Origin of the sequence: Aromatoleum buckelii (assembly GCF_012910785.2) — a bacterium.
Lineage (GTDB): Bacteria > Pseudomonadota > Gammaproteobacteria > Burkholderiales > Rhodocyclaceae > Aromatoleum > Aromatoleum buckelii.
This window is the reverse complement of sequence record NZ_WTVH02000010.1, coordinates 996946-1011647: the sequence shown is the minus strand read 5'-3', so window position 1 is coordinate 1011647 and position 14702 is coordinate 996946. Positions and strand designations below refer to the sequence as shown.

Below are 14702 nucleotides of genomic sequence, written 5' to 3'. Positions count from 1 at the left end.
TAGTAAGTTTCTGAAGCCGCAACTGGGCACGTTGAATTCTCTCTTTGTGGGCTATAAGCACCTTCACCATGATTCCCTGGAAGGAAGAACAAAGACATATGATAGATCATTCCAGCGTGCCTCTTCGCGGTCTCACTCCCTTCATCACCGGACTTGGCGCGGTTGATGACCTTGGCGACCTTCTCAGTGGATCGCTGGTCAAGCTCGATGGTCTCGACCTTCTCAGCGTCAATCTGCTGGAGGTCTTCGGGGAGGCTAGAGGTCTTCTCCTGCTCGTTGAACCACTTCCGCAGTTGCGCTGGGTGGGTCAGTTCGGTATCCGCCGAGCGGAGACCAGCAGCATGGCCTGCCCACCACATAGCATCAGCACGTGTGTTGGTCTTGATGTCATCGAAGCCATGTGCCTTGAGCCACTGGCTGAACTTCTGGTCGGCCTTGTTCGCCTTCCGACCCGCCAACAGTGCCTCTCCAACCTCCCGCCACAGTTCCCGCTGTTCCGCTGCGGTTGCCTTGATGCGGGACCAAGCGCGTTGCTTGACAGCCGGTGAACCGACTTGGGACACTTCCCGTAGGCAGTCGTGGTTGTGACTGCTCGTGCGTGATCACACTTTGATCACACTGGAGATGTGCAACAGGGGCACAAAAGAGAAAAGGACCAGTAGGCTACTTGGCGTAACCTGCTGATCCTTCTTAGGAATTCTGGTGGTGGGTGGGCGACCAGGATCAAACCAAATATTAGCGCTTGTGGGTAACGGGGAGCAAGTGAGGGCAATGACGCTTCGACCACTTCAATGCTGACCGAAAACCGTCGGTCGAGATCAAAAGCTCTTGAAAGACATACGCCAATGGCAGCCGTAAACATGGCTCTCAGCGCCGCTTGTCACGACCCAAGGCGGACTACGCCTTCAAAGTGAATCGCCCCGGGTTTCGCGGAGGCCGTTTTGTTTGAGTCAGGCGACGACCGCCTGCTCGCTCAGGTTGCGGTAATAACTTGCCTCGGCTTCGGCTGGCGGAATGTACCCGCAATGTCCGTGAGCGCCGTTTTAACGCGACGTCGATCGGTAAGAAAGCACTCCGTGGCAGTCCTTTGTGAGGCTCCGCATGGCTGACGGAAACTGGTACAACGGATACAGCCCGAAAGAACGTGACGCAAAGTCCAGGGCCATGAACCGCCTAATTGCCAAGGGCGAGCTCCCGCTAGCGACGGGCCCTTGCATGCTTTGGGGGGATCCAGACGTTCGCGTCGAAGTTCACGATGAAGACTATGGAGAGCGTTCAAAACACCCTACACGACTACCGACAACGATCGGCAGAGCCGGGGGACGCCGTAATGCCCGCACCCACGACGTCCAAGCACGTATCTCTCGGCTTTGCTCACGTCATAGGCTCGAGCGCAGTCGCCCTCGCCAACCAAATCATGATTCAAACCGGCCTTCGTAACCCGTTGATCTTCATAGGACGCGTGCGAAACCGCCTTTCGCACAAACAGAGAGTAGAGAGCCCTCTCTGCCTCATTTTTGTGTGATTTATGACGAATGTGGGGTTTCTGGCGCGCCCGCACCTTTCGCACGGATCGCCGGAACCCGCGCCAGTGCTGGCGTTTCGAGCGGACGTGAAAAAGGCCAGAGCAACGTCTGGCCTTTTTGAATTGGTGGACCGAAAGGGGATCGAACCCTCGACCTCTGCATTGCGAACGCAGCGCTCTCCCAGCTGAGCTATCGGCCCTCAAGAGCGGCGAATTATAGCGGTGACGTTTTCATTTTGAAAGGGGTTTTTCACGTTTCGTCGGCGTCTCCGGAGCCGGCCGCGGCGCGGCCGAGGCGGTCGTTGATCGCTTGCCACTCATCGGTTGCGGGCAGGGTTTCGACGACGATGAAATCAGCGCTGCAGGCGTCGAGGTCGCGCAGGTTCGCGTAGAGTGCGTGCGCATAGCCGGCAGCGTCGATCGGTGCGGCGCGCCAGATCAGGCGTGCATCCTGGGGATCCTGGCAGCGGCGCGCCAGAACGGCGACACGGCTTCCTTCCGCGGCGAGCGTGGCCGCGAGTTCGACGAGTTGCGAAGCGGCGGCCATCTGCAGGGGCGTGCGCGGCGCGTAGTGCGCCGATAGCGAGCCCGATACGCGCGGTTCGCCGTCGTCGGTGGCGCCGTCCCTGTCGTCCCCGATGCTGGCCTGGCCGATCGGGGCTGTCCGGAACTGCGCGGGGCGACCGATGACGCGGGCGATGTCTGCGGCGGAGATCGCGCCGGGGCGCAGGATCTGCGGTGCATCGCGTGACAGGTCGAGGATCGTGGATTCGATGCCAACCGCGCACGGGCCGCCATCGAGGATCAGCGCGACCTTGTCGCCGAGTTCCTGCCGCACGTGCTCCGCGGTCGTTGGGCTGATGCGCCCGAAGCGGTTGGCGGATGGCGCAGCGATGCCCGAATCGAAAGCCTGCAGCAGCGCGAGCGCGACCGGGTGGTCCGGCACGCGCAGGCCGACGGTGTCCTGGCCGCCGGTGATGGCGTTGGGGACGCCATGGTGGCGCTTCAGGATCAGGGTCAGCGGCCCGGGCCAGAAGGCGCGGGCAAGCGCGAAAGCGTCGTCCGGAATCTCGCGCGCCCAGCGCGCCAGATGGCCGGCGTCGGGCAGGTGGACGATCAGCGGGTGGTCGGCGGGACGGCCTTTCGCGGCGAAGATCCTGCCGACCGCGGCAACATTGAGCGCATCGGCGGCAAGCCCGTAGACCGTCTCGGTCGGCATGCCGACGAGTTCACCCGCGCGCAGCAGCCCGGCGGCGCGGCGGATCTCGTCGTCCGGGATCGCCGGAGCGACGTCAGCGCTCGTCATCGCGGATGCCGATCGCTGCCCGCCCGTGCAGCGCCGCGGCGAGCGTTTTTTCGGCGTCATCGCCGATCACCGTGAAATGCCCCATTTTTCGCCCTGCGCGCGCGTGATGTTTCGCGTACAGGTGCAGCCGGAGATTGGGCACTGCGTGGAGCACGGACCAGTCGGGCTCACGGTATGTGCTGCTGGCATGCGCGTCGTCGTACCAGAGTTCGCCGAGCAGATTCACCATCACCGCGGCGCTGTGCGCGCGCGGCTCGCCGAGCGGCAGTCCGCACAGCGCCCTTACCTGCTGCTCGTACTGGCTGGTGACGCAGGCATCGATCGTGTGATGGCCGCTGTTGTGCGGGCGGGGCGCCATTTCGTTCACGTAAAGTGCGCCGCCGCAGACGAAGAACTCGACGCCGAGCGTGCCGACATAGCCGAGCTTCCCCGCGATCTGTCCGGCGACCTCGCGGGCCCGCGCGATGAGTGCCGCGGCGACCCCGGCCGGCGCGATGGTGACGTCGAGAATGCCGTGACGGTGGCGGTTTTCGCACGGATCGAAACAGCGCACGTTGCCCGCCTCGTCGCGCGCGAGGACGACCGACAATTCGCAGTCGAGGTCCAGCATCTTCTCGAGCACGCAGGCTTCGCCGCCGAACTGATGGAACGCGTGCAAGGCTTCATCGGGATTTGCGACACGCGCTTGCCCCTTGCCGTCGTAGCCAAAGCGGGCCACCTTGAGGACTGCGGGGAACAGGCCCGCACCAGCGTTGCGGACTTCGGCCTCGTGGCGGACGACAGCGAACGGGCCGTGTGGCAGGCCGTTGTCGGCGAGAAAAGTCTTCTCTGCGATGCGGTTCTGGCATACCGCGACAGCGCTCGCCGAAGGGTGCACCGAAAGGAATTTGGCGAGGTAATCGAGCGTTGCGGCCGGGACGTTTTCGAACTCGGTCGTCACGCCAGCACAGGTCGCCGCGAGCTCGTCGAGTGCGGCGTAGTCATCGTAGGCGGCGACGAGGTGGCGGTCGGCGATCAGGCCGGCCGGGCTGTGCGAGTCCGGATCGAGCACCCACACGCGGTAACCCATTTCGTGGGCGGCAGAAACGAAGAAGCGGCCGAGTTGGCCGCCACCAAGCATGCCGAGGATTGCGGGAGGGAGGATCATCGCGCCCTCCGCAAGAGCGTCCCCAGGAATGCGTTCGTCCTCAGGGGCAGCGTAGCGGCTAGCGCCGCGAGCGTGGGGACTGTCATACCGGATCCAGGGTCATGTCGAGCACCGCCTGCGTCTGGCGGGCGCGGAACGCGGCGAGTTTTTCGGCGAGTGCGGCGTCCTCGTTCGCGAGCAGCGCGACGGCGAAAAGCGCCGCATTGGCTGCACCGGCTTCACCGATTGCGAAAGTCGCGACCGGGATGCCTTTCGGCATCTGCACGATCGACAACAGCGAATCCTGCCCCGACAGCGCTTTCGACTGCACCGGCACGCCGAGCACGGGCAGCGTCGTCTTCGCCGCGACCATGCCGGGCAGGTGTGCCGCGCCGCCTGCGCCGGCGATGATCGCCTTGAGGCCGCGTTCGCGCGCGCTGTCGGCATAGACGAACATCAGGTCCGGCGTGCGGTGGGCGGACACCACGCGAGCCTCGTACGGCACGTCGAATTCGGCGAGCATCTTCGCCGCGGCCTGCATCGTCGGCCAGTCGGAATTCGAGCCCATAATGATCCCGACGAGGGGCTTGTCGCTCATCGTCTCAACCTTTGCGGCGCGCGACGCGCTCGGCCGACTCGACGGTGTTCGCGAGCAGCATCGTGATCGTCATCGGGCCGACGCCGCCCGGCACCGGCGTGATCAGCGACGCCACCTCCTTCGCCGACTCGAAGTCGACGTCGCCGCACAGCTTGCCGGCATCCGGCCCTTCGTTCAGGCGGTTGATTCCGACGTCGATGACGACGGCCCCCGGCTTGATCATGTCGCCGGTGACGAAACGCGGCTTGCCGATCGCGGCGACGAGGATGTCGGCGCGACGGGTGTGGAACGCGAGGTCGCGCGTCTTCGAGTGGGTGACGGTGACGGTCGCGCCGGCGTTGGTCAGCAGCATCGCCATCGGCTTGCCGACAATGTTCGAGCGGCCGATGACAACCGCTTCGGCGCCCTGCACCGGCACGTCCCCGGCTTCGAGCATTTTCATGACGCCGTGCGGCGTGCACGGCAGGAACGCTTCCTGGCCCTGCGACAGCCGGCCGACGTTCTCGGCGTGGAAGCCGTCGACATCCTTCTCGACGCGGATCGCCTCGAGCACTTCGGCTTCATTGAACTGCTTCGGCAACGGCAGCTGCACGAGGATGCCATGCACCGCGGGATCGGCGTTGAGGTCGGCGATCTTCGCCATGACTTCGCCGGCATCGACATCGGCGGCAAAATCAAAACGCAGCGAACGGATGCCCGCTTTCTCGCACGCGGCAACCTTGTTGCGCACATACACTGCCGACGCGGGGTTCGCGCCGACCAGGATCACCGCGAGACACGGCTGCACGCCCCGGGCGGCAAGGGCGGCGGCGCGCTCGGCGAGTTCGCCGCGGACGCGCGCGGAAAGGGCGTTGCCGTCAAGAATGCGAGCGGTCATCGTCGTTATCCCAAAAACCGGCGATTTTATCGCACGATCAGGGGCCTGTGCGCGTGCGACGCTCACGCGGCGAGCGTTTCTCCCGCGACCGCGCGCCGGCCGGCGGCGAACGCCTCGCGATTGGCGTCGACGAGCTTCGGTTTGCGGCTACCGAAGCGTGCCAACACCGCGTCGCGCAGCACTTCCGCCGGGAACGGCAGCCAGTCCGAACTCGCGCCGAGCATCACCGTGTTGCCGAGGCGGATGTTGCCGAGCTGCACCGCGAGGGCCGTCGCGTCGAAATCATGCACCCGCAGGCCGAGCGTGCGCATCTGCGCGACCGGTTGCTCGGGATAGTCGAACAGGCCGATATTGACGACCGGCGGCACGATGCGCCCGCTATTGACGAGCGCGACGCCGGCCGGGCGCAGCATGTGGCCCCAGCGCAGCGCTTCGGCCGACTCGAAGCCGATCAGCAGGTCGGCCTCGCCCGGAAGAATCTGCGGCGACAGCACCTCGTGGCCGAAGCGCAGGTGCGACGTGACGACGCCGCCGCGCTGGCTCATGCCGGCGACTTCGGTTTTCTTGACGTCGAAGCCGAGCGAGATCGCCGCTTCGGCGAGGATTTCGGTGGCGGTCATGACGCCCTGCCCGCCGACGCCGCACACGAGAATGTTGGTCACTTTCGACATGTCGCTCATTTCCTGACGAACTGCACGGGCTGCAGCGTTTGCACGGGCTCGGCGTGGATGATCGCTTCGGGCGCGCACGGCTGCACGCACAGGCCGCAACCGGTGCAGGCCGAAGTGTCGATGCGCACGAACGACAGGTCGACTTCCTTGCCGGACGCCTTGACCTCCTTGTCGCGACGGGTCACGTGAATCGCCGGACACCCCACATCGACGCAGTTGCCGCAGCCCGTGCAACGATCCTCTTTCACCAGGTACGGCTTCGTCGGCACGTAGTGGTCGATCAGCACGCACGGGCGATCGGTGATGATGACGGACGGCTCCTCGATCTTCGTCTCTTCGCGCAGCGCCTTGAACAGCACCGGCAGCTGGTACGGATCGAGGACGCGGATGCGCTCCTTCTTCACGCCGAGCGCTTCGCACAGCTTGGCGAAATCGACGCGCGTGGTTTCCTCGCCGTGCAGGTCGCGCCCGCTGCCCGGGTTGTCCTGCCCCCCGGTCATGCCGACGGCGCGGTTGTCGAGCAAGAGCACCGTGACGTTGCCGCGGTTCCACGTGATGTCGAGCAGGCCCTGCATGCCCATGTGCATGAAAGTCGAGTCGCCGATCACGGCGACGACCTTCTTGTTCTCATCGACCTTGCCGCGCCCCTTGTCCATGCCGAGCGCAGTGCCCATCGACGCGCCCATCGAGATGCAGGAGTCGAGCGCGTTCCACGGATGGCCGGCACCGAGGGTATAGCAGCCGATGTCGCCGGCAATCATCACGTTGCGCATCTGCGACAGCGTGTAATAGACGCCCAGATGCGGACACGCGACGCACATCGTCGGCGGACGCGGGAACACTTGCTGCGGCACGACGTGCTCGGGCTCGGCGACGACTTCGCCGCGCAAGCGGGCGACGCCGAGGTGCAGCGCGTCGGGCGCGAGTTCACCGGTGCGCGGCAGCACATCCTTGCCGTGGCACGCGATGCCGGCGGCCTTGAGCTCGGTCTCGAGCAGCGGCTCGGTCTCCTCGACGACCAGCACGGTGTCGACGGTCGCGGCGAATTTGCCGAGGCTATCGAGCGGCGGCGGACAGGAGAGACCCAGCTTGAAGACCGGCGCATCGGGGAAAGCCTCGCGCACGTGCATGAAGGCCGGGCCGGAAGTCACGAAGCCGATACGCCGGTCGCTGCCGTCGACAACGAAGTTCAGCGGCGAAGTCTCGGCTTCGGCGCGCACCGCGGCTTCGCGCTCGAACATCAGCGGCAGGCGCGGCTTCGCGTTGCCCGGCACCATCACCCAGCGGCGCGGGTCCTTCGTGAAACCGCCCGGCTCGACCGCCTCGCGCTCACCGGCGACGACGACACCCTTGACGTGGCAGATGCGCGTCGTCAGGCGCAGGATCACCGGCGTGCGAAAGCGCTCGGAGAGTTCGAACGCCGCACGCGTCATCGCATAGGCTTCCTGCGAGTCGGCGGGCTCGAGCACCGGCAGATGCGCGAAACGCCCCCAGTAACGCGAATCCTGCTCGTTCTGCGACGACGACATGCCGACGTCGTCGGCGACGGCGATCACGAGCCCGCCCTCGGTGCCGGTTACGGTCATCGTCATCAGCGCATCGGACGCCACATTCAGGCCGACGTGCTTCATCGCGCAGAACGCGCGAGCGCCGACCATCGATGCGCCGAGCGCGACTTCTAGCGACACCTTTTCATTGACCGACCATTCGGTGTACAGGTCGGGATACTTCGCCAGCACCTCGAGAATTTCGGTCGACGGAGTGCCGGGATAGGCGGCGGCGACACGCGTGCCGGCCTCCCACACTGCACGCGCCACGGCTTCGTTACCGGACAGAAAAAGCCGGGCCGCTGCCGGCACGGGCTGGGACGCAGACATCGGATGGACCCCGGGGATTAAAGAGCACAAAGATTACCGATCGGTCGACTTTACTCCGTTGATCCAGATCAAGCGACGCAACGTTGCCGCGACGGGAGCGGAAATCAGCCGATACGGAATCCGGCCGTCAGCTGCTCCAGCGCTTCGGCGCTGTGCCTGAGGCGCGCCGTCGACTCGTTGCTGCCGCGGATCTCGGCGCTGCTGCGCTCGGCGACCTCGGCGACTTCCTGCATGTTCGTCGCGACGCTGTTGCTCGCCGAGGACAACTCCTTCATCGACGACACCACTTCCTCGAGGCGCACCAGCGTGTCCCGCGCGCCCTCGCGAATCTCGTGCAGCGCCTCGGCAGCCTGCTTGGACAGGCGCGCGCCCGAATCGACTTTCGACACGATCTGCTCGATGCTGGCGACCGCGCTTTCCGTTTCGGCCTGCACCGAGACGATGACCTGCGAGATCTGCGTCGTCGCGGCGCCGGTGCGCTCGGCGAGCTTGCGCACCTCGTCGGCGACGACCGCGAAGCCGCGTCCCTGTTCACCGGCTCGCGCCGCCTCGATTGCGGCGTTCAGGGCGAGCAGGTTCGTCTGGTCGGAAATCTCGCGGATCACGTTGGCGATCTTGCCGATTTCACCGGAGCGGTCGCGCAGCACCTGGATCTGCGCCGCAGCGCTGGTGACGGTGGCGGAGATCTGCGCGATGCCCTCCGACGCGTCGCGCGCAAGCCCTTCGCCGCGCAGCGCGACTTCGACGGTGCGCTGCGAGTTGCCGCACACTTCTTCAGTGTTCTCCGACACATGCGCGATGCTCACCGCCATCTGCTCGATCGCCGCCGCAGTGCCACCCGCGACTTCCGACTGGCGCATCGACGCTTCGTGGATCGAGCGCCCGGTATCGGCCGCTTCGCGCACCGCCACCGTCACGTCGCGAGCGTTGTCGCGGACCCGCCGGATCACTTCGGCAAGGCGCGACTGCATCTGCTCCATCGCATACGTGATGCTACGCGTGTCGCCTGCCGCGACCTTGAGGTGCGAAGTCAGGTCGCGTTCGGCGATCTGACCGGCCACCTGCTGCAGCTCCGACGGTTCTCCGCCGAGCTGGCGCAGGATTCCGCGCCCGATGCGCCACGACAGCAGGATCACGAGCAGCGCCGCGAGGGCGCCGAAGACGAAGGTGTAGCGCGTGTGCTGCCAGAACGTCTCGTCGACATCGTCGACATACACGCCGCTGCCGACCAGCCAGCCCCACGGCGCGAACCCCTGCACGTAGGACACCTTCGGCTGCGGTTCGCTCTTGCCCGGCTTCGGCCACACGTAGTCGACGTAGCCGGCGCCGAACTTGCCCACGACTTCGACGAATTCGATGAACATGCGCTTTCCGTTCGGGTCGGCCGCGGCGCGCATGTCCTTGCCATCGAGATCGGGATTGACCGGATGCATCAGCGTGTGCGGGTGCATGTCGAGGATGAAGAAGTATTCTCCGTCACCGTAACGCATGCTCTTGATAACACCCATTGCCGCGGCCTGCGCGTCGTCGCGGCTCATCTCCCCGGCGAGTTCCCGCCGCTGGAAATGCTCGATCACGCCATGCGCCGACTCGACGGCGTAACGGGTGCTGCTCTTGCGTTCGTCGAGCATCACTTCGCCCAGCGAGGCGAGCGACTGCCACATGACCGCAGCGAACAGCCCGAATGCGATCAGGACAATGAGACGCAGGCGAGTGCCCACTTTCAGATGGAAAAAATTTGGCACGAAACACCCCGGGGGAAATATTGAAGCGGAAACCGACGGGGTTCTTATCGGACCGGCGCAGCGAAACTTTAGGCGTGCCGCCCGCGCCGGCGGGCGGCACCTTCCCGGAGCGAAACCGCTCAGCGTGCCGCGTCTGGCTCGGCGGAAATGACGTGCTGAACCAGTTTGGCGAGCGAGTGGGCGCCCATTTTCTCCATCACCCTTGCACGATGCACTTCGACGGTCTTGATGCTGATGCCGAGGACGTCGGCGATCTGCTTGTTGAGCTTGCCGGCGATGATCAGGTCGAGCACTTCGCGTTCGCGCTGCGTCAGACTGCCGAGCCGGCGCGTGGTGTCGGCTTCGAGCCGGCGCTTGCCGCGGCTTTCCTGTTCGGCGGCGAGGCACCGTTCGATCAGCCCGAGCATGTCGCGGTCGCCGAACGGCTTCTCGATGAAATCGACTGCGCCTTTCTTGACCGCCGACACCGCCATCGGCACGTCGCCGTGGCCGGTGATGAAAATCACCGGCAGCGTCGAACGCTGGCGGCGCAGTTCCTCGAACAGTTCGAAACCGCTCATGCCCGGCATCCGCACGTCGAGCACGAGGCAGCCGGCCATCGCCGGCTGGTACGCGGCGAGAAACTGCTCCGCCGATTCGAAGGCGACTGCGCGGTAACCGCTCGATTCGAGCAGCCACACGAGCGAATCGCGCAGGGCCTCGTCGTCGTCGACGATGTAGATGTTCTGCTCAGGCACGCCGGACGACTCGCTCACTGGCAACCTCCGTAGGCAGCGTAAAGGAGAAGATGGTACCGCCATCGGGGTTCGAGTCGACCACCAGACGCCCATCGTGGAACTCGATGATCGAACGACAGATGTTCAGCCCCATCCCCATCCCTTCGGCCTTGGTCGTGTAGAACGGCGTGAAGAGGCGCGCACGATCATCCTCCCCGATGCCGTGGCCGCGGTCGATGACCGACACTTCGACGGCGCTCGGCCCGAGCGCGCGCGCCCTCACGATCAGCACGCGTTCGTCGCGCGGCAGGTCGGCCATCGAATCGATGCCGTTCTTGACGAGGTTCAGCACCACCTGCTCGATCATGATGCGGTCGGCAAACACCGCCGGCAGTGCGGCCGCGACGTCCGAGACGATGCGCGAGCTCATCCTTTTGGCGTCGATTTCCGCGAACCCGATCGCGTCGTCGAGCACTTCGGAAATCTGCACCGCGCTGCGGCGCGGCTCGCTCTTTTTCACGAACTCGCGCACGCGGCGGATGATCTTGCCGGCCCGCTCGGCCTGGAAGCTCGCTTTCTGCATCGCCGCGAGCAGGTCTTCGCCGCGGACGTTCCCCGCCTGGATGCGGGTCACGCAGCCCATGCAATAGTTCGCGATCGCGGCCAGCGGCTGGTTGAGCTCGTGCGCGAGCGTCGAAGCCATCTCACCCATCGTGATCAGGCGCGACGTGCGCTGCAGGCGCTCGGCTTGCTGGCGCGAGACCTCAGCGGTCTGCTTGCGCTCGGTGATGTCGGTGGCGATCCCCATGCGCACGACGCGGCCGTCGACCCAGCGCGTCGCGCGCTCGCGCACGTGGTACCAGCGCCCCGACAGCGGATGCTGCAGTTCGCCATCGAAGAGTTCGCGTGGCATGTCGGCCGGCTTGAGGGCGTGCGGGTCGAGCCGGTAGTCACCGCGCTCGGGCTGCGGCACCGCGACGCCATGCACCGTACGCCCGACGGCGTCGAAACCGTGGATGCTCTTGAATGCGCGGTTCGCGAACAGGATTTCATCGCTGCCCGCGTCGGCGACGAACACGGCCGCTTCGAGCCCGTCGAGCACCGCCTCGAAGCGCTCGTGGGCGGCTTCGAGCGCCGCGCGGATGCGCTTAGGCTCGGTGATGTCGGTCACCGAGGCCATCCAGCCGGTCTGCGTGCCGCTGTTGTCGATCAGCGGCGACAGGTAGAAGCGCGCGTCGAGCCGCTCGCCGTTCTTGCGCCGAATGCGCATCTCGAACCCCCCGGGCGGCGCCCGCCCGAGCAGTGTCAAGTCGAGGTTGTCGCTGCACAGCTGCAGGTCCTCGAGCGGCCAGTACGGGAACGGCCGCGACGCGCCGATGAGTTCGTCAGGCTCGAAACCGACCATGCGGCAAAACGCGGGGTTCACATAGATGATGCGTCCGTCCAGATCGATCGCCCGCATCCCGGTGACGACGGATTCCTCCATCGCCTTGCGGAACGACGACTCGGCGCGCAGCGCATCCTCGCCCGCCTTGCGACCGGTGATGTCGTGCGCGACGGCGTAGACGAGCTTCTCCTCGCGTACCGGGTTGATGCTCCACGCAAGCCACTTGAAGCTGCCGTCGACGCAGCGGCAACGGTTCTCCAAGCTCACCGGCTCGCCTGCCGACAGCCGGCGCATCTGCTCGACTGTGGCGGAGACGTCGTCGGGATGCACCAGATCGAGCAGCGGGTGACCGAGCAGGTCGTCCGGCGCGTAGCCGAGAATCCGCTCGAATGCGGGGTTCGCGCGGCGGAATACGCCATCGAGGCCGACGATGCACAGCAGGTCGAGCGACAGGTTGAAGAGGCGGTCACGTTCCTTCTCGACCTGCACGCGGCGCTGCACGTGGGTGCGCAGCAGCCACAGGCTCCACAGCACGATCACCGACAGGCCGAGGATCATCGCTGTCGGCAAGGCCTGGGGCAGCTGGCTGCCGGTGCGGAACGCGGTGGCCCGCAGCGTGAGCCCGTTGCCCGGCGGATCGAGCGGAATCTGGTACGACACGCTCTCGTCGAGATCGCGCACGCGCGAATTGACGGCCAGGCTCTCGCCTTTGTCGCTGATCAGCGCGAGCCGGTATTTCTCGGCGAACCAGCTCGGCACGAGGTGGCGGACCATGCGGTCGATCGAATATACGCCGATCACCGCGCCGAGAAATTCGCGCCCGCGCCGCACCGGCACATAGACTTCGAGCACCACCTTGTCGCGCGGATTCGCGTAGGGCGCGCCGTAGCTCGGCCGTGAAAGTTCGCGCGCACGGTAGAACGCCTGCGTCTGCAGGCCGGACAGCCCGTCGCCGACGAGCCAGTCGGTGGTGTCGAACGGCGCCGACCAGCGCACCGCCTCCTCCGGACCGACCCACACGATATTCACCAGCTCGGCGTTGTTCGCGATGTGCTGGTTCGCGCGCACCTGGAAGCCGTCCATGTCGAGCGCGTCGGCAGCCAGATCCCGCGCGAGCTGCCCGAGAAACTCCTCGGTGCCCTGCATGTGCAGGCGCATCGTCTGCTCCGCCCACTGGACGTCGCGCGCCACCGCGTTGCGCTCGCTCTCGGCTTCACGCGTCTGCAGCAGCCACACCAGCGCGAGCATCGTCAGCGCGAACACGCCCACGGCCACGTACGGCGCGGTCCAGTACCAGCGGGCTCGCGTGAAACGGGACGAATCGATGTCGTTCATGAAAGCGAAGACCAAGGCAGACGGCAGTTCCGGAGTGAAGCGCAGGGCAGCGAAAGCGTCGCCCGATGGCTCGAGCGCATTCTTGCCGCGGCGCGTCATCGGCGACATCGGGTCTTTCCCCTACCGTTGGAGCGGATTCAGGAGGCCCGCACCCGCGACGGGCGCAATCCGGCGCTGCGGGTTTTCGCCAATTCTTGCCCGGCCGCATGCCGCGTAAATTGCCCTTTCGACGACAACCCTGGCAGACTTCGCGTGCCACGCCTGATCCTTGCCCTATTGTGCCTGCTCGCGCTGTCGGTCCACGCCGCGCCGCCGCTGCGGATCGGGGTGTCCGGCCCCTTCACGGGCGGCTCGAGCCCGATGGGCATCTCGATGCGCGAGGGGATCCGCATCGCCGCGGCCGAAATCAACGCCGGCGGCGGCGTTCTCGGCCGGCCCATCGAGCTCATCGAACGCGACGACGAGGCGCGCAACGAGCGCGGCGCCCAGGTCGTCCAGGAACTCATCGAGAAGGAGCACGTCGTCGCCGGCCTCGGCATCGTCAACACCGGCGTCGCGCTCGCGAGCCAGCGCGCGTACCAGCATGCGCGCATTCCGGTGATCACGTCGGTGGCGACCGGTTCGGTCATCACGAAGCAGTTCGTCCCGCCGCAATATCCGGACAATTTCGTCTTCCGCATCTCGGCGAACGACACGCTGCAAGCGGCGATGATCGTCATGGAAGCGATCGACCGGCGCGGCCTGAAGCGCGTGTCGATCTTCCACGATGCGACCAACTACGGCCAGCTCGGCCGCGAGGACCTCGAGCGCGCGCTCGCCGCACGCGGCGTCCATCCGGTCACCGTCGAGCGCTTCCAGATCCGCGAATCGGACATGACGACGCAGCTACGCCGCGCGCGCGAGGCCGGCGCCGAAGCGATCCTGACCTACGGCATCGGCCCCGAACTCGCGCAGATCGCCAACGGCATGGCGCGGATGAACTGGCGCGTGCCGCTGATCGGCAGCTGGACGCTGGCGATGTCGAACTTCATCGACAACGCCGGGCCGAATGCCGAAGGCGCGCGGATGCCGCAGACCTTCATCGCCGAGCCGACGACGCCGCGGCGCCGCGCGTTTCTCGACGCGTGGAAAAAATCCAGCGGCAGCGCGCGCATCCCGGTGCCGCCGGCCGCGGCGCAAGGGTATGATTCCCTCCTCTTGCTCGCCGCCGCGATCCGGCAGGCTGGCAGCACGGAAGGCGACCGGATACGCGAGGCGCTAGAAGAACTGCGCGAGAAGGTCGAGGGAGTCATCATGACTTATCACCAGCCCTTCTCGAAGGACAACCACGAGACCATCACCAGCGTTCATGACATTTTCATGGGCGAGGTGCGAGACGGCAAAGTGGTGTTCGCCTATGACGAGGATCGGCGCAGAGCGTCAGGCAAATGAGCCGGGCGCCTCCTCTCCCGTTTTACCCATCGGCCGGGGGACCTCTCCCTCCCTCCCTCTCCCCCGGCCGATTTTTTTCCACTGCTCCGCATCTTCCGCGGTCCCGCA

11 protein-coding genes and 1 tRNA gene are annotated in these 14702 nt (G+C 65.9%); 2 read left to right on the top strand and 10 right to left on the bottom strand.

Features of this window, described 5'->3' with window-relative positions:
• The first annotated feature begins 68 nt into the window (after positions 1-68).
• The gene (locus GO608_RS15410) at positions 69-548 is read left to right on the top strand and encodes a hypothetical protein (protein ID WP_211159603.1); all 480 of its coding nucleotides are present in this window, start codon (positions 69-71) and stop codon (positions 546-548) included.
• 1101 nt (positions 549-1649) lie between these two features.
• Here the strand turns inward: GO608_RS15410 and GO608_RS15405 are convergent.
• The 10 genes from GO608_RS15405 to GO608_RS15360 form a co-directional block, all read right to left on the bottom strand.
• Positions 1650-1725, bottom strand: a tRNA-Ala gene (locus GO608_RS15405).
• Positions 1726-1775: 50 nt separating this feature from the next.
• A complete protein-coding gene (locus GO608_RS15400; RefSeq protein ID WP_169200319.1) occupies positions 1776-2831 on the bottom strand; it encodes an L-threonylcarbamoyladenylate synthase in 1056 nt (351 codons plus the stop codon).
• Positions 2818-3978 carry a 5-(carboxyamino)imidazole ribonucleotide synthase gene (locus GO608_RS15395; protein ID WP_169200318.1) on the bottom strand — a complete coding sequence of 387 codons (1161 nt, stop codon included), beginning with the start codon at positions 3976-3978 and terminating at the stop codon, positions 2818-2820. Before GO608_RS15395 ends, GO608_RS15400 begins: the two co-directional genes overlap by 14 nt.
• A gap of 82 nt (positions 3979-4060) precedes the next feature.
• Complete coding sequence (purE, locus tag GO608_RS15390; RefSeq protein ID WP_169119878.1) at positions 4061-4555, bottom strand: 5-(carboxyamino)imidazole ribonucleotide mutase; 495 nt, start codon at positions 4553-4555, stop codon at positions 4061-4063.
• 4 nt (positions 4556-4559) lie between these two features.
• Positions 4560-5432 carry a bifunctional methylenetetrahydrofolate dehydrogenase/methenyltetrahydrofolate cyclohydrolase FolD gene (folD, locus tag GO608_RS15385; protein WP_169200317.1) on the bottom strand — a complete coding sequence of 291 codons (873 nt, stop codon included), beginning with the start codon at positions 5430-5432 and terminating at the stop codon, positions 4560-4562.
• A 62-nt stretch (positions 5433-5494) separates the two neighbouring features.
• Positions 5495-6103: an indolepyruvate oxidoreductase subunit beta gene (locus tag GO608_RS15380; protein WP_169200316.1), complete on the bottom strand. Its 609-nt coding sequence runs from the start codon at positions 6101-6103 to the stop codon at positions 5495-5497.
• A 5-nt stretch (positions 6104-6108) separates the two neighbouring features.
• Positions 6109-7980: a thiamine pyrophosphate-dependent enzyme gene (locus tag GO608_RS15375; protein ID WP_169200315.1), complete on the bottom strand. Its 1872-nt coding sequence runs from the start codon at positions 7978-7980 to the stop codon at positions 6109-6111.
• Between the two features lie 104 nt (positions 7981-8084).
• Complete coding sequence (locus GO608_RS15370; protein ID WP_247003190.1) at positions 8085-9725, bottom strand: methyl-accepting chemotaxis protein; 1641 nt, start codon at positions 9723-9725, stop codon at positions 8085-8087.
• A gap of 119 nt (positions 9726-9844) precedes the next feature.
• Positions 9845-10480 (bottom strand): response regulator transcription factor, encoded by a 636-nt coding sequence (locus GO608_RS15365; protein WP_169200314.1) that lies wholly within the window; start codon positions 10478-10480, stop codon positions 9845-9847.
• Positions 10455-13163, bottom strand: coding sequence for a PAS domain-containing sensor histidine kinase (locus tag GO608_RS15360; RefSeq protein WP_169200321.1), 2709 nt, complete (start codon positions 13161-13163; stop codon positions 10455-10457). Before GO608_RS15360 ends, GO608_RS15365 begins: the two co-directional genes overlap by 26 nt.
• 252 nt (positions 13164-13415) lie before the next feature.
• Between GO608_RS15360 and GO608_RS15355 the strand changes: the two genes are divergently transcribed.
• Complete coding sequence (locus GO608_RS15355) at positions 13416-14594, top strand: ABC transporter substrate-binding protein (RefSeq protein ID WP_169200313.1); 1179 nt, start codon at positions 13416-13418, stop codon at positions 14592-14594.
• Positions 14595-14702: the final 108 nt, after the last annotated feature.